A 17,881-nucleotide genomic window follows, 5' to 3' on the forward strand; every position below is an offset into this window, starting at 1 on the left:
GGGCGGGCACTGTCAGTGCCCTGGTCCACCATGGAGCCATGAGCGAACTGACCAGGATCCCCGCCCCCGAGGGAATCGCCCCCGCCGTCCAGTACAGTCACGTCGTCATGGGCACCGGCCGCTTCGTGGCGGTCTCCGGTCAGCTCGCGCTCGACGAGTCCGGGCGGCTGGTCGGCGAAGGCGATCCGGCGGCCCAGGCCCGCCAGGTCTTCGAGAACCTCCGGCGCTGCCTGACCGCCGCCGGAGCGGCCTTCGACGACGTCGTCAAACTCACCTACTTCGTCACGGACATGGCCCACCTGCCCGCCATCCGCGCGGCCCGCGCCGAGCACATACCCGACGACCGGCTGCCGGCGGCGTCGGCAGTGCAGGTCGCCGCGCTGGTCCGACCCGAGTTCCTGATGGAGATCGAGGCCTTCGCGGTGCTGGCCACGTGACGGGCCGTCGCGTACGGGAGACGACACTCACCGACTGCGGCCGCGTCGCGGAGATCCGGGTCCGCAGCCGGCAGAGCGCGTACCGGGGCCTGGTACCGCAGCCCTACCTCGACCGGCTCAGCGTCGTCGAGGACGCCGAGCGGCGTCGTACGCACCTCACGCGGTCCGACGGCGGTGTGCACGACCGGCTCCTGCGGTGGGTCGTCCAGGAGAACAGCCGGGCCCGCCGCTTCTACGAACGGGCCGGCCTGCGCGCGGACGGCGCCGAGGAGCTGTTCGAGGTGGAGGGGGCGACGGTCCCCGAGGTGCGGTACACGCGCGCGCTCCGCCGCTGAGTCACCTCGGTTTCGGGATGCGGCCCAGCGCCCGGACCGCCGCTTCGGCCAGCGACGGGTGCGCGAGGGCCTCGTTCAGCACGGGCCTGGCCCGGGCGTCGCCCAGCGCACCGAGCCCGTCCACACAGGCGAGAGCCACACGGCGGTACGGATCCTGCGGGCGCAGCCGCCTCTGGAGCGTGGTGATCAGCGCCGGCACCGCCTCCGGGGCGCGCAACTCGACCAGTAGCCGCACCGGGTGCAGGGCGTAGGCGACGCGCAGTTCGTTGGTGGCGAGGGCCGCGGCCGCGCGAGCGGTGCGCGGGTCGCCGAGGCGCGCCAGGGCGTGGGCGGCGGAGGCACAGCGCGGTGGATCTCGGTGGTTGAGCAGCAGGACCAGGGACTCGAAGGCCCGCCGGTCCCGGGCGAGCCCCAGCCGGAACGCGGCGAGTTCTCTCGCCCAGAGCGGCTGTCCGGGTTCGGTGAGCACCCCGGCCAGGGCGTCGAGGTCGTCGGTCGCCACGAGCCGCTCGAAGGCGGGCGAGGCCCCCGACTCCTGCCGTAAGCGCTCCGTGAGTGATCGCAACTCTTCGTCCATGACTGAGAGATTACGGCCTGTCGTTTCGGCGACCGACGACAACGCGGCAGATGTGCGTGCCAGGCCCCGCGTCCGCGGCGTGATCCGAACGACGGGCCCTGCGGGCGTCACGAGCCTCGCGGGACGTACATCACAAACACAGGGGGCTGGCGTGCTCGTTACCCGCCGGTTAAGCTCAGACGAGCGGGTTATCCACTCGCGTTTCCTCGCGGCGGTCTGGTGACGCGGCTGTCGCGAGAGCAGTCGGTTCGGTACTCAGGTACCGCGGTGCGACTCGGCCCCGGGACAGGGCCGGTCCTCCTCCCTTTCACCGGGCGTGTGCGCTCGCAGCCCGGCAACACCCGCACTTCTCACGCACCCGGTGCGCCCGTGGTCCGGCTCCCGCCGGGCCGTACCCGGCGCACCCGGTCGTGTTCCCCGTCGTCACCCTCATCCCTGGAGTCCCGCGATGGCCACTCCCCTTTCCGACCCGTCCCCGTCCCCTCTCCGGACCGTCGCCGTCGTCGGCCTCGGCACGATGGGCACCGGCATCGCCGAGGTCCTCGCCAAGGCCGGCCGCGAGGTCGTCGGCATCGACATCAGCGAGACGCAGGCCGCGAAGTGCGTCGCCGCCCTGGAGTCCTCCACCGCCCGCGGCGTCGAACGCGGGCGGCTGACCGAGCAGGACCGCGCGGAGATCCTGGCCCGCTTCCGCACCTCCGCCGACCTGCGGGCCGCGGCCGACGCCGACCTGGTCATCGAGGTGGCGCCGGAGTCGTACGAGGTCAAGCAGCAGATCTTCCGGGAGCTGGACGGGATCGTGCGTCCGGAGACGATCCTGGCGACGGGCACCAACGCCCTGTCCGTCACGCGGCTGGCCGCCGACTCGGCGCGTCCCGAGCGGGTGCTGGGCCTGCACTTCTTCAACCCGGCCCCGGCGATGCGGCTGGTCGAGGTCGTCTCCTCGGTGCTGACCGCGCCGGCGGCCGTCACGGCCGTCACCGACCTGGCGCTCGACCTGGGCAAGGAGCCCGTCGCGGTCGGCGACCGGCCCGGCTTCGTCGCCGACGGCCTGCTGTTCGGCTACCTGAACCAGGCCGCCGCGATGTACGAGGCGAAGTACGCCTCCCGCGAGGACATCGACGCCGCGATGCGGCTGGGCTGCGGGCTGCCCATGGGCCCGCTGGCGCTGCTCGACCTGATCGGCGTGGACACCGCCCGCACCGTCCTGGAGGCGATGTACGCCGCGTCCCGCGACCGGCTGCACGCCCCGGCGCCGATCCTCAAGCAGCTGAGCGAGGCGGGCCTGACGGGCCGCAAGGCGGGGCGCGGTTTCTACACGTACGAGGCGCCGGGCAGCGGCACGGTCGTGCCGGACGCGCTGACCCCGCTGGAGGACGGCAGCCCGGCCGCGGGCCGGGAGGTCCGCTCGGTCGGCGTGGCGGGCTCGGGCACCATGGCCTCCGGTATCGCCGAGGTCTTCGCCAAGGCCGGGTACGAGGTGGTTCTCGCCGCCCGCAGCGAGGAGAAGGCCCAGGCCGCGAAGGCCCGGATCGGCAAGTCGCTGGCCCGCTCGGTCGACAAGGGCCGGATGACCGACGAGGCCGCCGCTCAGACCCTGGAGCGCATCACGGCCACGGGCACGTACGACGACTTCGCCGATGTCGACCTCGCCGTGGAGGCGGTCGCCGAGGACCTGGAGGTCAAGCGGCAGCTGTTCGCCGCGCTGGACAAGGTCTGCAAGCCGGGCGCGGTCCTGGCCACCACCACCTCGTCCCTGCCCGTGGTCGCCTGCGCCCGCGCCACCTCGCGGCCGCAGGACGTGATCGGCATGCACTTCTTCAACCCGGCGCCGGCCATGAAGCTGGTCGAGGTCGTCCGGACGGTGCTGACCGCCGACGACGTCCACGCGACGGTGCGCGAGGTCTGCGGACGGATCAGGAAGCACGCGGTCGACTGCGGTGACCGTGCGGGCTTCATCGTGAACGCGCTGCTGTTCCCGTACCTCAACAACGCGATCAAGATGGTGCAGGAGCACTACGCCTCCCTCGACGACATCGACGCGGCGATGAAGCTGGGCGGCGGGTACCCGATGGGCCCGTTCGAGCTGCTGGACGTCGTCGGGCTCGATGTCTCGCTCGCCATCGAGAAGGTCCTGCACCGCGAGTTCCGTGACCCCGGGCTCGCCCCGGCACCGCTCCTGGAGCACCTGGTGGCCGCGGGCTGCCTCGGCCGCAAGACCGGCCGGGGCTTCCGCGAATATGCCAAGCGCTGAGGGTCCCGGCGACTGGTTCCGGTCCGGCGCGGAGTGGGGCGGCCTGCTCGGCCCGGACCGGTTCCACGAACCAGGCCCTGCGCGGCGAGCTGCGCACATGCAGTACGTTCGGGGCATGTCCCAGCCCGCCAAGTCCTCACGTACACCAGCCACGGCCGACGCGCCGGAGAGCGCCGCAGGCTCGCGCGCCGCCGCCCAGCGGCTCAAGATGCGCCGGGAACTGGCGGCCGCCGCGATGGAGCTGTTCGCGACCAAGGGGTACGAGGCGACCACCGTCGACGAGATCGCGGCTCAGGCCGGGGTCGCCCGCCGCACGTTCTTCCGCCACTTCCGCTCCAAGGAAGAGGCGATCTTCCCCGACCACGACGACACCCTGATCCGCGCCGAGGCGGTGCTCAACGCCGCCCCGGCGCACGAGCATCCGCTCGACACGGTGTGCCGCGGCATCAAGGAAGTCATGAGGATGTACGCGGCCCGGCCGGAGATCTCGGTCGCCCGCTACAAGCTGACCCGTGAGGTGCCGACGCTGCGCGAGGCGGAGATCGCTTCGGTGGCCCGCTACGAGCGCCTGTTCACGCGCTATCTCCTCGGCCACTTCGACGAGCGGGCGCACGCCGACGACGCCAACGACGACCCGCTGCTGGCGGAGGTCGCCGCCTCCGCCGTGGTCACCGCCCACAACCACGTGCTGCGGCGCTGGCTGCGGGCCGGCGGCCAGGGGGACGTGGAGGCGCAGCTGGACCACGCCTTCGCCATCGTGCGCAAGACCTTCGGCACGGGGATCGGCGCCGGGCGCTCCACGAGCCCGCAGCCGGCCGTGGCGGCGGCCTCGGCGCAGGGCGAGGTGCTGGTGACCGTCGCCCGCACCGACGCCCCGCTGGACGAGGTCATGCGGACGATCGAGCAGGCACTCAAGGAACGCTGAGTCCCCCTTCACCCCTGTGATGACGGCCACCCCACGGGGTGGCCGTTTTGCCATGTCAGAGAAGGTTTTGACCTGCCCCGGCAGAGCGATTCGATCGATCATCGCTCATTTGTTACGTAAAGATTTCATCTGAGAGCAAGTTCTGGCACTCAGTGCCTTGCGGGGTGACACGCGGTGTCATACGTTGAAGAGGTCCGGGCGATGTCCCGGCGGGCCCACCCGGCCTGCCCGTCCGGACGCCTGCGTCACAGGCAACCTCCCGCCCACCAAGCGCTGCCGAACAGCACCACCGCCGAACCGACGGCACACCCTCATCCCTCAGCAGCACCGACGTAACCATCGGCGCCCCTCCCTCAGGGCGCTCACCGCCGGAGGCAACACCGTGACCGTGAAGGACATCCTGGCCGCGATCCAGTCGCCCGACTCCACGTCGGAGGACTTCGCCGCCCTCCCGCTCCCCGAGTCGTACCGCGCGATCACCGTGCACAAGGACGAGACGGAGATGTTCGCCGGGCTCGCCACGCGCGACAAGGACCCCCGCAAGTCGATCCACCTGGACGAGGTGCCGCTGCCCGAGCTCGGCCCCGGCGAGGCCCTGGTGGCCGTCATGGCCTCCTCGGTCAACTACAACTCGGTGTGGACGTCGATCTTCGAGCCGCTGTCGACCTTCGGCTTCCTGGAGCGCTACGGCCGCACCAGCGAGCTGGCCAAGCGCCACGACCTGCCGTACCACATCATCGGGTCCGACCTCGCGGGCGTCGTCCTGCGCACCGGCCCGGGCGTCAACGCCTGGCACCCCGGTGACGAGGTCGTCGCGCACTGCCTCTCCGTCGAGCTGGAGTCGTCCGACGGCCACAACGACACGATGCTCGACCCGGAGCAGCGCATCTGGGGCTTCGAGACCAACTTCGGCGGCCTGGCCGAGATCGCGCTGGTGAAGTCCAACCAGCTGATGCCGAAGCCCGACCACCTGAGCTGGGAGGAGGCCGCCGCCCCCGGTCTGGTCAACTCCACCGCCTACCGTCAGCTGGTCTCCCGCAACGGCGCCGGCATGAAGCAGGGCGACAACGTCCTGATCTGGGGCGCGAGCGGCGGTCTCGGCAGTTACGCCACCCAGTTCGCCCTGGCCGGCGGCGCCAACCCGATCTGCGTGGTCTCCTCCCCGCAGAAGGCGGAGATCTGCCGGTCGATGGGCGCCGAGGCGATCATCGACCGCAACGCCGAGGGCTACAAGTTCTGGAAGGACGAGAACACCCAGGACCCCAAGGAGTGGAAGCGCTTCGGCAAGCGCATCCGCGAGCTCACCGGCGGCGAGGACATCGACATCGTCTTCGAGCACCCCGGCCGTGAGACCTTCGGCGCGAGCGTCTTCGTCACCCGCAAGGGCGGCACCATCACCACCTGCGCGTCGACCTCGGGCTACATGCACGAGTACGACAACCGCTACCTGTGGATGTCCCTGAAGCGGATCATCGGCTCGCACTTCGCCAACTACCGCGAGGCCTGGGAGGCCAACCGGCTCATCGCGAAGGGCAAGATCCACCCGACGCTGTCGAAGGTGTACTCGCTCCAGGACACCGGTCAGGCCGCCTACGACGTCCACCGCAACCTCCACCAGGGCAAGGTCGGCGTGCTGTGCATGGCCCCCGAAGAAGGCCTGGGCGTGCGCGACGAGGCCAAGCGCGCGCAGCACATCGACGCGATCAACCGCTTCCGGAACATCTGAAGGCAGCGGAGGCCAAGATGACTGAGCGTCAGAAGGACCGGCCGTGGCTCATGCGCACGTACGCCGGTCACTCCACGGCCGAGGCGTCCAACGAGCTGTACCGGCGCAACCTCGCCAAGGGCCAGACAGGTCTGTCGGTGGCGTTCGACCTGCCGACGCAGACCGGCTACGACTCCGACCACATCCTCGCCCGCGGCGAGGTCGGCCGGGTCGGCGTGCCGATCGCGCACGTCGGTGACATGCGCCGGCTGTTCCAGGACATCCCCCTGGAGCAGATGAACACCTCGATGACCATCAACGCCACGGCCATGTGGCTGCTGGCGCTCTACCAGGTCGTCGCCGAGGAGCAGGGCGCGGACATCACCAAGCTCCAGGGCACGACCCAGAACGACATCGTCAAGGAGTACCTGTCCCGCGGCACGCACGTGTTCCCGCCGGGGCCGTCGCTCCGGCTGACGACGGACATGATCGCGTACACGGTCTCCCACATCCCGAAGTGGAACCCGATCAACATCTGCAGCTACCACCTGCAGGAGGCGGGCGCCACGCCGGTCCAGGAGATCGCGTACGCGATGTCCACCGCGATAGCCGTCCTCGACGCCGTGCGCGACTCCGGGCAGGTGCCCCAGGAGCGCATGGGCGACGTCGTCGGCCGCATCTCCTTCTTCGTGAACGCGGGCGTCCGCTTCATCGAGGAGATGTGCAAGATGCGGGCGTTCGGCCGCATCTGGGACAAGATCACACGTGAGCGGTACGGCATCGAGGACCCCAAGCACCGCCGCTTCCGCTACGGCGTCCAGGTCAACTCCCTGGGCCTGACCGAGGCCCAGCCGGAGAACAACGTCCAGCGGATCGTCCTGGAGATGCTGGCCGTGACGCTCTCCAAGGACGCACGCGCGCGTGCCGTGCAGCTGCCGGCCTGGAACGAGGCGCTCGGCCTGCCCCGCCCCTGGGACCAGCAGTGGTCGCTGCGCATCCAGCAGGTGCTCGCCTACGAGAGCGACCTGCTGGAGTACGAGGACATCTTCGAGGGCTCGAAGGTCATCGAGGCCAAGGTGGGCGAGCTGGTCGAGGAGGCGCTCGCCGAGATCGACCGCATCCAGGAGATGGGCGGCGCCATGGCTGCCGTCGAGTCCGGCTACCTCAAGTCGCAGCTCGTCGCCTCGCACGCGGAACGCCGGGGCCGGATCGAGTCCGGCCAGGAGAAGATCATCGGTGTCAACGCCTTCGAGGGCACCGAGCCGAGCCCGCTGACCGCCGATCTGGACACCGCGATCCAGACGGTGGACCCGGAGGTCGAGGCCCGGGTCATCGCCGCGCTCCAGCAGTGGCGCGACAGCCGCTACCAGCCGCCGTTCAACCATCCCCGGCCCTGCAAGGCCCTGGAGCGGCTGAAGGAGGCCGCCCGCGGCACCGAGAACCTCATGGAGGCCACCCTGGAGTGCGCCCGCGCCGGGGCGACGACCGGCGAGTGGGCCGGGGCCCTGCGCGAGGTGTTCGGGGAGTTCCGCGCCCCGACCGGCGTGTCGTCGGCGCCGGTGGCCGTCCCCGTCGAGGAGGGCAGCACCCTGGCCCTGGTCCGCCGCAAGGTGGATCTGACGGCCAAGGACCTGGGCGTCGGCAAGCTGCGCTTCCTGGTCGGCAAGCCCGGCCTGGACGGACACTCCAACGGCGCCGAGCAGATCGCCGTCCGCGCCCGCGACGCCGGCTTCGAGGTGGTCTACCAGGGCATCCGGCTGACGCCGGAACAGATCGTGGACGCCGCCCTGGCCGAGGACGTGCACGCCGTCGGCCTGTCGATCCTCTCCGGCTCGCACGCCCAGCTGGTGCCGGACGTCCTCGAACGGCTCCGTGTGGCCGGTGCCACAGATATACCGGTGATCGCCGGTGGCATCATCCCGAATGGTGACGCCGAGCAGCTCAGGGCCGCCGGAGTGGCCGCCGTCTTCACCCCGAAGGACTTCGACATCACCGGAATCATCGGCCGCATCGTCGACGAGATCCGGAAAGCGAACAAGCTCGACCCCCTGGAGGTCCCCGCATGACCGTCAACCGTCTCCGCCCGCGGCGTTCCTGCCTGGCCGTACCGGGCAGCAACCCCCGCTTCCTGGAGAAGGCGCAGGGCCTCCCGGCGGACCAGGTCTTCCTGGACCTGGAGGACGCGTGCGCCCCGCTGGCCAAGCCAGAGGCGCGGCACACCATCGTGAAGTTCCTCAACGAGGGCGACTGGACGGGCAAGACGCGGGTCGTGCGCGTCAACGACTGGACGACCGAGTGGACGTACCGCGACGTCGTGACGGTCGTCGAGGGCGCGGGCCCGAACCTCGACTGCATCATGCTGCCGAAGGTCCAGGACGCCCAGCAGGTCGTGGCGCTCGACCTCCTCCTGACCCAGATCGAGAAGACGATGGGCTTCGAGGTCGGCCGGATCGGCATCGAGGCGCAGATCGAGAACGCACAGGGCCTGAACAACGTCAACGAGATCGCGCAGGCCTCCCCGCGCGTCGAGACCATCATCTTCGGCCCGGCCGACTTCATGGCCTCCATCAACATGAAGTCGCTGGTCGTGGGCGAGCAGCCGCCCGGCTACCCGGCGGACGCCTACCACTACATCCTGATGAAGATCCTGATGGCCGCGCGCGCCAACAACCTCCAGGCGATCGACGGCCCCTACCTGCAGATCCGCAACATCGACGGCTACCGCGAGGTCGCCCAGCGCGCCGCCGCGCTCGGCTTCGACGGCAAGTGGGTGCTGCACCCGGGTCAGGTCGAGGCGTCCAACGAGATCTTCTCGCCGTCCCAGGAGGACTACGACCACGCCGAGCTGATCCTGGACGCGTACGACTACTACACGTCCGAGGCGGGCGGCAAGAAGGGCTCGGCGATGCTCGGGGACGAGATGATCGACGAGGCCAGCCGCAAGATGGCGCTCGTCATCTCCGGCAAGGGACGTGCCGCCGGCATGCAGCGCACCAGCAAGTTCGAGATCCCGGAGGCGTGACGGCGATGCAGTTCGGACGCACCTACGAGGAGTTCGAGGTCGGGGCGACGTACAAGCACTGGCCGGGCAAGACGGTCACGGAGTACGACGACCACCTGTTCTGTCTCCTCACCATGAACCACCACCCGCTCCACATGGACACGAACTACGCGGAGAAGACGACCGACTTCGGCAAGAACGTCGTCGTGGGCAACTACATCTACTCGCTGCTGCTCGGCATGTCCGTGCCGGACATCTCCGGCAAGGCCATCGCCAACCTGGAGATCGAGTCGCTCAAGCACGTGGCGCCGACCTTCCACGGCGACACGATCTACGGACAGACGACCGTGCTCGACAAGTGGCCGTCGAAGTCGAAGAACGACCGCGGGATCGTGCACGTCGAGACCAAGGGCTACAAGCAGGACGGCACGCTGGTGTGCGTGTTCCGCCGCAAGGTGATGGTGCCGACCGAGACCTACATCAAGGAGCGCGGCGGCGAGCAGCCCGGCCGCCCGGAGCTCAAGGAGCAGGAGAAGTAGCCATGGCGCGACTCGCCCAGACCGCCGGTCTGACGGACATCCAGCAGGAGATCCTCTCCACCGTCCGGGACTTCGTGGACAAGGAGATCATCCCGGTCGCCACCGAGCTGGAGCACCGCGACGAGTACCCGCAAGCGATCGTCGACGGGCTGAAGGAGTTGGGCCTGTTCGGCCTGATGATCCCCGAGGAGTACGGGGGCCTGGGCGAGTCGCTCCTGACGTACGCGCTGTGCGTGGAGGAGATCGCCCGTGGGTGGATGTCGGTGTCCGGCATCATCAACACGCACTTCATCGTGGCGTACATGCTCAAGCAGCACGGCACGCAGGAACAGAAGGACCATTTCCTGCCGAGGATGGCGGCGGGCGACATCCGGGGCGCGTTCTCGATGTCGGAGCCGGGTCTGGGCTCGGACGTGTCGGCGATCACGTCGAAGGCGGTGAAGGACGGCGACGAGTACGTCCTGAACGGCCAGAAGATGTGGCTGACGAACGGCGGAACGTCGTCTCTGGTGGCCGTTCTGGTCCGAAGTGACGAAGGTCACCCCGAGGGCACCGCGCCGCACAAGTCGATGACGACCTTCCTCGTCGAGAAGGAGCCCGGCTTCGGGGAGGTCCGCCCGGGCCTCACGATCCCCGGGAAGATCGACAAGATGGGCTACAAGGGGGTCGACACCACCGAGCTCATCATGGATGGCCTGCGGATTCCCGCGGATCGCGTGCTCGGCGGGGTCACCGGCCGCGGTTTCTACCAGATGATGGACGGCGTCGAGGTCGGCCGGGTCAACGTCGCGGCGCGTGGCTGCGGCGTCGCTCAGCGTGCTTTCGAACTGGGTGTGCAGTACGCCCAGCAGCGCCACACCTTCGGCAAACCGATCGCCCAGCACCAGGCGATCCAGTTCAAGCTGGCCGAGATGGCTACCAAGGTCGAGGCCGCGCATGCGATGATGGTGAACGCAGCGCGCAAAAAGGACTCCGGGGAGCGAAACGACCTCGAGGCCGGGATGGCGAAGTACCTCGCCTCCGAGTACTGCAAGGAGGTCGTCGAAGACGCCTTCCGGATCCACGGCGGCTACGGCTTCTCCAAGGAGTACGAGATCGAGCGCCTCTACCGCGAGGCGCCGATGCTGCTCATCGGTGAAGGGACCGCCGAGATCCAGAAAATGATCATCGGCAGGCGGCTGCTCGAAGAGTATCGATTCCAGGGCTAGATGTCCGGATACGGGGTGTTTTCTTGGAGAAGAAGATCACACCCCGTCAGCACTCTTCGGCCGCCGACTCGGCTGCCTGGCTTACCCAGTTAGGGCTCCGAGCCGCTACGATCGCCGGAAAGCCGCCGTCCCCCGTCAGAGTGCGGCATCATCCGCTACGAAGGTCATCCATGCCCCACAGCCAAACCTCTGCACCTCGCGACAGCCGGGCCGGCGTACGCCTCGCGCGCGGAGCATCGCCGTGGCTCCTTCCGACCGTCGCCACCGCAGCCCTCAGCCTGGCCCGGGCCCGCCGTTCCGGCGCCGCCAAGGCCGTCGCTGTTCCCGCCACCGCGCTCGCGGCGGGAATGCTGTGGTTCTTCCGCGACCCCGAGCGCGAGATCACCCAGGGCCGGGTCATCTCCCCCGCCGACGGTGTGGTGCAGAGCATCATGCCGTGGAAGGACGGCCGCACCCGCGTCGCGATCTTCATGAGCCCGCTCAACGTCCACGTGAACCGCGCCCCGCTGGCCGGCACCGTGACGTCGGTCGAGCACATCCCCGGTGGCTTCGTTCCCGCCTTCAACAAGGAGAGCGAGAACAACGAGCGCGTCGTGTGGCACTTCGACACCGAGCTCGGCGACATCGAGATGATCCAGATCGCCGGCGCGGTCGCCCGCCGCATCGTCCCCTACGTGCCCCAGGGCACCAAGGTCGAGCAGGGCGAGCGGATCGGCCTGATCCGCTTCGGTTCGCGGGTCGACCTCTACCTGCCCGAGGGTGTGGAGGTCGCCGTCGAGGTGGGACAGAAGACCGTGGCAGGGGTGACTCGCATTGACCGTGATTGATCCGGACACCAAGGCCGGCTGGGTGCCGGAGGCCGACGAGGTCGACGAAGAAGAGGAGATGCCCCTCTCTCTGCGCCTGTCGATAGCGGACACCCTGACGCTCGGCAACGCCACGTGCGGCTTCATGGCGGTGTACTTCACCACCACCGGCATCCTGATCCCGCACCTCACGGGCAGCCAGGAAACCGGCATGGCCCGTCACAGCGCGGCCACGGCGGTCATCCTGATGCTCTGCGCGGCGGTCTTCGACCTCTTCGACGGGCTGGTGGCGCGCAAGCTGCGCTCCTCCCCCATGGGCGCCGAGCTGGACAACCTGTCCGACCTGATCAGCTTCGGGCTGGCGCCGGCGTACTTCGTGCTCGTGTACGGCATGGTCGCGGACGACGCCCACCAGCGGGTGGCGGCGGTCGGCGCGATCGTCGTGTTGCTGGCGGTGGTGCTGCGGCTTGCCCGGTTCTCGTGCGTCACGGTCAAGGACGGCACCTTCCAGGGCATGCCGTCGCCGTTCGGCGCGCTGACCGTCGTGTCCATCGTGTTGCTGGAGCTGCCCTTCGTGGCGACGCTGCTGGCGATCCTGGGGACCGCATGGTTGATGGTGTCCCGTGTGGAATACCCCAAACCCCGGGGTCGACTCGCGGTCGCGATGCTGTCGTGGATCGTGGTGGGCATGGGCATGATGGCGGCCTGGGCCTTCGACGCGCCGAGCGGGCAGCTGCTGCTGCAGACGGGATGCGCGCTGCAGCTGGTCATGGGGGCGGTGATCCCGCTGTTCGCGACGGCTCGGCGGGTGAACAACTTCCGCGACAACCGGCGGGAGGCGCGGGCGGCGCAGCTGCCGTGACCTCTCTCCCCACTGACGGGTGTGGCCCGGGCCTCGAAGGCCCGGGCCACACCCGTTTCGGGTTCAAGGGCGTTCGCCCCCTTGCCCTTGACGGGTCAACTACCCGTGCACCGCATGTCGAGGCAGTGGTTCAAGAGCAGTGGTTCAAGAACGGCAAGGTGGAGGGCCCTGACGGTTCAGGTCAGCAAGTCCCCAGCGATCCGCTCCGCGACCCGTTCCAGGATCGGGCCGGCCTGGGCGATGCACGTCGACACGTCCGGCTCCGCCTCCGTCAGGGGGTAGGCCCGGAGGAAGCCGGCGCGGCTCAAGGTCTCCGGGGGCAGAGCGAGGCGGCCGCAGACGGCGACGACGTCCTTGCCGGCCGCACGGGCCGCCGCGGCGACCCCCGCCGGGGCCTTGCCGTGGAGGGTCTGGTCGTCGAGCGAGCCCTCGCCGGTGATCACCAGGTCGGCCCGGTCCAGGGCGGGGGCGAAGCCCAGGACATCGAGCATCACCTCGATGCCGGGCCGGAAACGGGCGCCCAGCAGCAGAGCCCCGTAACCGATGCCGCCGGCGGCTCCCGCGCCCGGCGAGGCCGCGTATTCGGCGGCCTTCGGACCCACCACTCCCTCCAGCACCTTCGCGAAGTGCGCGAGGGCGGCGTCCAGGGTCCGCACGTCGTCCGGTGACGCGCCCTTCTGCGGTCCGTACACCGCGGGCGCGCCCTTCGGGCCGGTCAGCGGGTTGTCGACGTCGCTCGCGAGGACGAGTTCGATCGAGGTGAGCCGCGGGTCGAGGGCGGACAGGTCGGCCGTCGCCAGACCGGCGAGGCCGCCACCGCCGGGGGACACCGGCTCGCCGTCCGCGTCCCGGAAGCGGGCGCCGAGCGCGGACAGCATGCCCGCGCCGCCGTCCGTGGTGGCGCTGCCGCCGACCCCGAAGACGATCGTGCGGGCACCCGCGTCCAGGGCGGCCCGCAGCAGCTCGCCGGAGCCGTACGTGGACGCCGTGAGCGGTGCGAGGACCCCGGCGGGAAGCCGCTGGAGTCCGCTGGCCTCGGCCATCTCCACCACCGCGGTGCCGTCGCGCAGCGCGAACGCCGCCGTCACCTCGTCGCCGAGGGGGCCGGCGACCCGTACCTCCCGGCGTTCGAACCCGGCCGCGACCGCCGCGGCCACGGTCCCGTCGCCGCCGTCGGCCACGGGCAGCGCCTCGACCTCGAGGCCCGGTACGACACGGCGCAGGCCCGCGGTCACCCGCTCGGCGACCTCCACGGCCGTCAGCGACCCCTTGAACTTGTCCGCGGCGACGAGCACCCGCCGTGCCTTCCGGGTGTCTCCCACTGCAGCGTCCGCCACTCGCACTCCCCTTGCTCTACGGGCCCTCACGCACGTCAGGGCCAGTCGCGCCGCTGTGACCCTAACCGGAGGACACCCCGGTCGTCAGCATGTGCCCATGCCGTGGACCGACCCCCTGGGGGCGCGGGGAACTGCGCGAACGGCCGCGACGCGCCCGCAGCCCCGAGCAGACCGCAAGCCCACCCCCGGAACGGGTAGACCTCAACCATGACCCCCCACACCGAAGCAGCGCTGGCCAGTCGCATCCTCGGCGGCTGGACGGGCCGCATCGCGGGCAACATGCTCGGCAAGCCGGTCGAACAGGGCGAGGTCTGGACTCGCGCCCGCATCGACCTCTACCTCAGGCGGACCGCCGCCCTCCCGCTGACCGACTACCTGCCGGAGCCCCCTGGCGACCTCGAAACCGCGCTGCGCCCCGAGTGGCGCCAGTGCGTGCGCGGACGGATCCACGGCAGCTGCCGTGACGACGACGTCGACTACGCCATCCTCGGTCTCGACCTGCTGGAGACCCACGGCTTCGGCTTCAGCACCGAGCAGGTCGGCGACCTGTGGCTGCTGCGGCTGCCGTACCTGCAGACCTTCACGGCGGAGCGGGCCGCGTACCGCAACCTCGCGCGCGGTCTGAAGCCGCCGCTGACCGCCACGTACGACAACCCGTACCAGGAGTGGATCGGCGCCCTCATCCGCGCCGACGTCTACGGCTGGACCTGCCCGGGCGTGCCGCGCCGGGCCGCCTCGCTGGCCCGGCGGGACGCGGTGCTGTCGCACACCGGCAACGGGGTCTACGGGGCGATGTGGGCGGCGGCGCTGATCTCGGCGGCGTTCACGGCCCCAACCGTGCGGCACGCCGTCGACGAGGCCCTGGCCGTGATCCCCGCGAGCAGCCGCCTGGCCCGTACGGTGCGCCGGGTGGTGTCGCTGCACGACACCCGGATGTCCTGGGAGGACACGCTCACCACGGTCGCCGAGGAGACCAGGGGGATGGGGTGGATCCACACCGTCCCGAACGCCGCCGTCCTCACCGCCGGCCTGCTCTACGGTGACGGCGACTTCACCCGCACCATCACCCTGACCGTCCGCGGCGGCCTGGACACCGACTCCAACGGGGCGACGGCGGGGTCGGTGGCGGGTGTCCTCTGCGGCGCCGCGGGCATCCCCGACCAGTGGAAGGCGCCGCTGGAGGACACGGTCCGCAGCGCGGTGTTCGGTTTCGACGGGGTGCGGATCAGCGAGCTGGCGGAGCGGACAATGCGGCTGGTGGAACGGAAGGCGTGAGCGGACAGAACCGGCCGTTTCTCCGCGACCGGCCACTGCTCCGGCGCGTCCTCGGCAGCGGCCGGGCCCACCACCGGGTCGGTTACCCTGCCGCAATGGCCACCTCTCCTGACTTCGCCGCCTACATCGCGTCCCTGCCCCGCGTCCTGGCCGGCGCCGCCGCGCTGTTCCGGGACGGCGAGGGCCGGGTACTGCTCGTCGAGCCCAACTACCGGGAGGGCTGGACGCTGCCCGGCGGCACGATCGAGTCCGACGACGGCGAGACCCCGCGGCAGGGCGCACGGCGCGAGACGGCGGAGGAGATCGGTCTGGACCGTGAGCTCGGCCGGCTGCTGACGGTGGACTGGGTGCACGGCGCCGGGCGTCCGCCGCTGGTGGCGTACCTGTACGACGGCGGAGTGCTCGGCGAGGAGGACCTGAAGGCGATCCGGCTCCAGGAGGAGGAACTGCTGTCCTGGCGGCTGGTCCCGCGCGACGAGCTGACCGACTACCTGTCGGGTGCCCACAGCCAGCGTGTTCTGACCGCCCTCGACGTCCTGACGCAGGGGTCGGGCACGGCCGAGCTGGAGAACGGGCACCGGGTGCACTGAACCACGACGGCTGCCGGGCTCGCGATATCCGCTCGCCGCTCCGGCAGGGCCCGTCCTACCCTCGGTGACATGACCAAGCCCCTCGTCGCCATCCTCAGCGGCGCCGGTATCAGCACGGACTCGGGAATCCCGGACTACCGCGGGCCGAACGGGCTGTGGCGGCGGGACCCCGAGGCCGAGAAGCTGGTGACGTACGGGTACTACATGTCCGACCCGGAGATCCGCCGCCGCTCCTGGCAGATGCGGCGCCGGAACCGGACGCTCCGGGCCGAGCCCAACGCCGCCCACCGGGCCGTGGCCGACCTGGAGCGGTCGGGGGTGCCGGTCCGGGTGATCACGCAGAACGTGGACGGACTGCACCAGCTCGGCGGATTGCCCGGGCGCAAGGTCCTCGAACTGCACGGCACCGCGCGGAGCTTCGTGTGCACCGGCTGCCACGCCCGTGGCCCGATGGAGGACGCGCTCGCGCGGGTGGAGGCCGGTGAGGACGACCCGCCGTGCCTGGAGTGCGGCGGCATCCTGAAGTCGGCGACGGTGATGTTCGGCGAGCGGCTCGACCCCGTCGTCCTCGGCGAGGCGGTCGCCATCAGCAAGGCCTGCCAGGTGTTCGTCGCCGTCGGCACGAGCCTGCAGGTCCAGCCCGCCGCCGGCCTCGCGGGTGTCGCCGCCGACCACGGTGCCCGGCTGATCATCGTCAACGCCGAACCGACGCCGTACGACGACCGGGCCGACGAGATCGTCCGCGAACCGATCGGCACGGCCCTGCCCCGGCTGCTGCGCGGCCTCACGGCCGGTCGGCCTGCCGGAGATCCTCCAGGCGTGTGAGGGCGTCCCGGGCCTGTTCCCGCTCGGCGTCGGTGAGGTCGAGCGCGGCGGCCCGGGTGAGCGCGGTCTGCGCCGTCTCCTCGTCACCGAGCCGCATCGCGATGTCGCCGCGCAGGACGAGGAGCTGGAACAGCTGGGGTTTCGTCGGCGTCTCGTCGGCCAGGCGCAGCACCCGGTCGACGACCTTCGCGGCTCCCGCCGGGTCCCCCTTGGAGTCCGCCAGCAGGGACGCGTGGTGCAGAGCCCGTGCGAACGTCTCCCGGGGTGCCGGGCCGTGGTGCCGGTTTTCGCCCGTGCGCTGCCCGACGCGCACGCAGTTGCCGCCCGGGTCGGTCATGAGGAACTGCCGCACCCCGTACGACATGTCCTTGAGCGGCCCGATCCGGGGCAGCCCCCGGGTCGGGATCCTGCCGTACGCCGACCTGAGGCCGGCCCGGAACGCCGCGTACAGGCCGTCGACGTCGTCGGTCAGGACATAGCAGGTGCTGAACGACGCGGTCGGCTCGTAGTGCCTCATCGCGAAGAACTGCAGCTCGACACCGCCGCGTTCGACGACCGCGTACGGGTTGGGGCTGCGCTGCTGGTAGGTCACGTCGAAGCCGATGGCGGTGTAGAAGTCGAGGACGGGCTGGAGGGTCCGGCACGGCAGGATCGGGATCGTCTTCTCCGGCATGGCCGCATTCTAGTCAAATTTGACCAGCCGTGTCCCGCGGAATTCGTCAGAAGAGGGCCGCTCCGCGTTCGAAGTCCAGCAGGCGCCGCTTGCGGTCCAGGCCGCCGCCGTAGCCGGTGAGGCCGCCGTTCGCGCCGATGACGCGGTGGCAGGGGACGATGACGCCGATGGGGTTGCGGCCGCCTGCGAGGCCGACCGCGCGGGAGGCGGTGGGGGTGCCGAGGGCGGTGGCGAGCTCGCCGTAGGTGCGGGTCTCGCCGTAGGGGATGCGGCGGAGCTGGTCCCAGACCGTCCGCTGGAACGGGGTTCCGGTCAGGCGGAGCTCGAGGGTGAACTCCTTGAGCTCTCCCGCGAAGTAGGCGTTCAATTGCTCCTCCGCCGCCCCGAACAGGGTGTCGTCGCGGGTGCCGAAGGCCTTTTGCGACGGGCGGTGGCGCTGGCCGGTCATGTAGAGGCCGCACAGGACACCGTCGTCGGCGACGAGGGTCAGCGGGCCGTAGGGGCTGTCGGTCACGGTGTGCTGCTTCATGTG

18 protein-coding genes are annotated in these 17,881 nt (G+C 70.5%); 14 read left to right on the forward strand and 4 right to left on the reverse strand.

Going from position 1 to position 17,881, the window contains the following annotated elements; translation table 11 throughout:
- The first annotated feature begins 38 nt into the window (after positions 1–38).
- Both IE212_RS10050 and IE212_RS10055 read left to right on the forward strand, forming a co-directional pair.
- Complete coding sequence (locus IE212_RS10050) at positions 39–437, forward strand: RidA family protein (RefSeq protein ID WP_190197406.1); 399 nt, start codon at positions 39–41, stop codon at positions 435–437.
- Positions 434–772, forward strand: coding sequence for a hypothetical protein (locus tag IE212_RS10055; protein WP_190197407.1), 339 nt, complete (start codon positions 434–436; stop codon positions 770–772). Before IE212_RS10050 ends, IE212_RS10055 begins: the two co-directional genes overlap by 4 nt.
- A gap of 1 nt (position 773) precedes the next feature.
- On the opposite strand, the gene IE212_RS10060 is transcribed toward IE212_RS10055, so the two are convergent.
- Positions 774–1,349: an adenylosuccinate lyase gene (locus IE212_RS10060; RefSeq protein ID WP_190197408.1), complete on the reverse strand. Its 576-nt coding sequence runs from the start codon at positions 1,347–1,349 to the stop codon at positions 774–776.
- A 448-nt stretch (positions 1,350–1,797) separates the two neighbouring features.
- On the opposite strand from IE212_RS10060, the gene IE212_RS10065 reads away from it, so the two are divergent.
- The 9 genes from IE212_RS10065 (at position 1,798) to pssA (ending at position 12,649) form a co-directional block, all read left to right on the forward strand.
- On the forward strand, positions 1,798–3,603 hold the full coding sequence (locus IE212_RS10065) for a 3-hydroxyacyl-CoA dehydrogenase family protein (RefSeq protein ID WP_190197409.1): 1,806 nt from the start codon (positions 1,798–1,800) through the stop codon (positions 3,601–3,603).
- 115 nt (positions 3,604–3,718) lie between these two features.
- Positions 3,719–4,528 carry a TetR family transcriptional regulator gene (locus IE212_RS10070; RefSeq protein ID WP_229864185.1) on the forward strand — a complete coding sequence of 270 codons (810 nt, stop codon included), beginning with the start codon at positions 3,719–3,721 and terminating at the stop codon, positions 4,526–4,528.
- A gap of 382 nt (positions 4,529–4,910) precedes the next feature.
- A complete protein-coding gene (gene ccrA / locus IE212_RS10075) occupies positions 4,911–6,254 on the forward strand; it encodes a crotonyl-CoA carboxylase/reductase (protein ID WP_190197411.1) in 1,344 nt (447 codons plus the stop codon).
- A 17-nt stretch (positions 6,255–6,271) separates the two neighbouring features.
- Positions 6,272–8,299, forward strand: a complete 2,028-nt coding sequence (locus IE212_RS10080) for an ethylmalonyl-CoA mutase (RefSeq protein ID WP_190197412.1) — start codon at positions 6,272–6,274, stop codon at positions 8,297–8,299.
- Entirely contained in the window at positions 8,296–9,255 is a 960-nt protein-coding gene (locus IE212_RS10085; protein ID WP_190197413.1) for an HpcH/HpaI aldolase/citrate lyase family protein, read from the forward strand. Before IE212_RS10080 ends, IE212_RS10085 begins: the two co-directional genes overlap by 4 nt.
- Before the next feature lie 5 nt (positions 9,256–9,260).
- Positions 9,261–9,773, forward strand: a complete 513-nt coding sequence (locus IE212_RS10090) for a MaoC family dehydratase (protein ID WP_016431745.1) — start codon at positions 9,261–9,263, stop codon at positions 9,771–9,773.
- 2 nt (positions 9,774–9,775) lie between these two features.
- Positions 9,776–10,981, forward strand: coding sequence for an acyl-CoA dehydrogenase family protein (locus IE212_RS10095; RefSeq protein WP_058922169.1), 1,206 nt, complete (start codon positions 9,776–9,778; stop codon positions 10,979–10,981).
- Positions 10,982–11,151: 170 nt separating this feature from the next.
- A complete protein-coding gene (locus IE212_RS10100; protein WP_003994082.1) occupies positions 11,152–11,808 on the forward strand; it encodes a phosphatidylserine decarboxylase in 657 nt (218 codons plus the stop codon).
- A 22-nt stretch (positions 11,809–11,830) separates the two neighbouring features.
- Positions 11,831–12,649, forward strand: coding sequence for a CDP-diacylglycerol--serine O-phosphatidyltransferase (pssA, locus tag IE212_RS10105; RefSeq protein WP_190197687.1), 819 nt, complete (start codon positions 11,831–11,833; stop codon positions 12,647–12,649).
- A gap of 176 nt (positions 12,650–12,825) precedes the next feature.
- Here the strand turns inward: pssA and IE212_RS10110 are convergent, their stop codons facing one another.
- A complete protein-coding gene (locus IE212_RS10110; RefSeq protein ID WP_190197688.1) occupies positions 12,826–13,944 on the reverse strand; it encodes a glycerate kinase in 1,119 nt (372 codons plus the stop codon).
- 249 nt (positions 13,945–14,193) lie between these two features.
- Here IE212_RS10110 and IE212_RS10115 point away from each other — a divergent pair, with 249 nt between their 5' ends.
- From IE212_RS10115 to IE212_RS10125, 3 genes are all read left to right on the forward strand, one after another.
- Entirely contained in the window at positions 14,194–15,261 is a 1,068-nt protein-coding gene (locus IE212_RS10115; RefSeq protein ID WP_190197414.1) for an ADP-ribosylglycohydrolase family protein, read from the forward strand.
- Between the two features lie 95 nt (positions 15,262–15,356).
- Positions 15,357–15,851, forward strand: coding sequence for an NUDIX domain-containing protein (locus IE212_RS10120; protein ID WP_190197415.1), 495 nt, complete (start codon positions 15,357–15,359; stop codon positions 15,849–15,851).
- A gap of 69 nt (positions 15,852–15,920) precedes the next feature.
- A complete protein-coding gene (locus IE212_RS10125; RefSeq protein WP_190197416.1) occupies positions 15,921–16,676 on the forward strand; it encodes an SIR2 family NAD-dependent protein deacylase in 756 nt (251 codons plus the stop codon).
- Here the strand turns inward: IE212_RS10125 and IE212_RS10130 are convergent.
- Positions 16,636–17,349, reverse strand: coding sequence for a VOC family protein (locus IE212_RS10130; protein ID WP_190197417.1), 714 nt, complete (start codon positions 17,347–17,349; stop codon positions 16,636–16,638). The genes IE212_RS10125 and IE212_RS10130 overlap by 41 nt on opposite strands.
- 46 nt (positions 17,350–17,395) lie before the next feature.
- Positions 17,396–17,878, reverse strand: coding sequence for a methylated-DNA--[protein]-cysteine S-methyltransferase (locus IE212_RS10135; protein ID WP_190197418.1), 483 nt, complete (start codon positions 17,876–17,878; stop codon positions 17,396–17,398).
- Between the last annotated feature and the right edge of the window lie 3 nt (positions 17,879–17,881).

The organism is Streptomyces djakartensis, assembly GCF_014651075.1.
GTDB classification, from domain to species: domain Bacteria; phylum Actinomycetota; class Actinomycetes; order Streptomycetales; family Streptomycetaceae; genus Streptomyces; species Streptomyces djakartensis.

Excerpts from the sequence above, each read along its gene's own strand:
- IE212_RS10050 (WP_190197406.1), top strand. The coding sequence starts at position 39 with ATGAGCGAACTGACCAGGATCCCCGCCCCCGAGGGAATCGCCCCCGCC.
- IE212_RS10060 (WP_190197408.1), bottom strand. The coding sequence starts at position 1,349 with ATGGACGAAGAGTTGCGATCACTCACGGAGCGCTTACGGCAGGAGTCG.
- IE212_RS10065 (WP_190197409.1), top strand. The coding sequence starts at position 1,798 with ATGGCCACTCCCCTTTCCGACCCGTCCCCGTCCCCTCTCCGGACCGTC.
- IE212_RS10070 (WP_229864185.1), top strand. The coding sequence starts at position 3,719 with ATGTCCCAGCCCGCCAAGTCCTCACGTACACCAGCCACGGCCGACGCG.
- IE212_RS10080 (WP_190197412.1), top strand. The coding sequence starts at position 6,272 with ATGACTGAGCGTCAGAAGGACCGGCCGTGGCTCATGCGCACGTACGCC.
- IE212_RS10085 (WP_190197413.1), top strand. The coding sequence starts at position 8,296 with ATGACCGTCAACCGTCTCCGCCCGCGGCGTTCCTGCCTGGCCGTACCG.
- IE212_RS10090 (WP_016431745.1), top strand. The coding sequence starts at position 9,261 with ATGCAGTTCGGACGCACCTACGAGGAGTTCGAGGTCGGGGCGACGTAC.
- IE212_RS10095 (WP_058922169.1), top strand. The coding sequence starts at position 9,776 with ATGGCGCGACTCGCCCAGACCGCCGGTCTGACGGACATCCAGCAGGAG.
- IE212_RS10100 (WP_003994082.1), top strand. The coding sequence starts at position 11,152 with ATGCCCCACAGCCAAACCTCTGCACCTCGCGACAGCCGGGCCGGCGTA.
- IE212_RS10115 (WP_190197414.1), top strand. The coding sequence starts at position 14,194 with ATGACCCCCCACACCGAAGCAGCGCTGGCCAGTCGCATCCTCGGCGGC.
- IE212_RS10120 (WP_190197415.1), top strand. The coding sequence starts at position 15,357 with ATGGCCACCTCTCCTGACTTCGCCGCCTACATCGCGTCCCTGCCCCGC.
- IE212_RS10125 (WP_190197416.1), top strand. The coding sequence starts at position 15,921 with ATGACCAAGCCCCTCGTCGCCATCCTCAGCGGCGCCGGTATCAGCACG.
- IE212_RS10130 (WP_190197417.1), bottom strand. The coding sequence starts at position 17,349 with ATGCCGGAGAAGACGATCCCGATCCTGCCGTGCCGGACCCTCCAGCCC.
- IE212_RS10135 (WP_190197418.1), bottom strand. The coding sequence starts at position 17,878 with ATGAAGCAGCACACCGTGACCGACAGCCCCTACGGCCCGCTGACCCTC.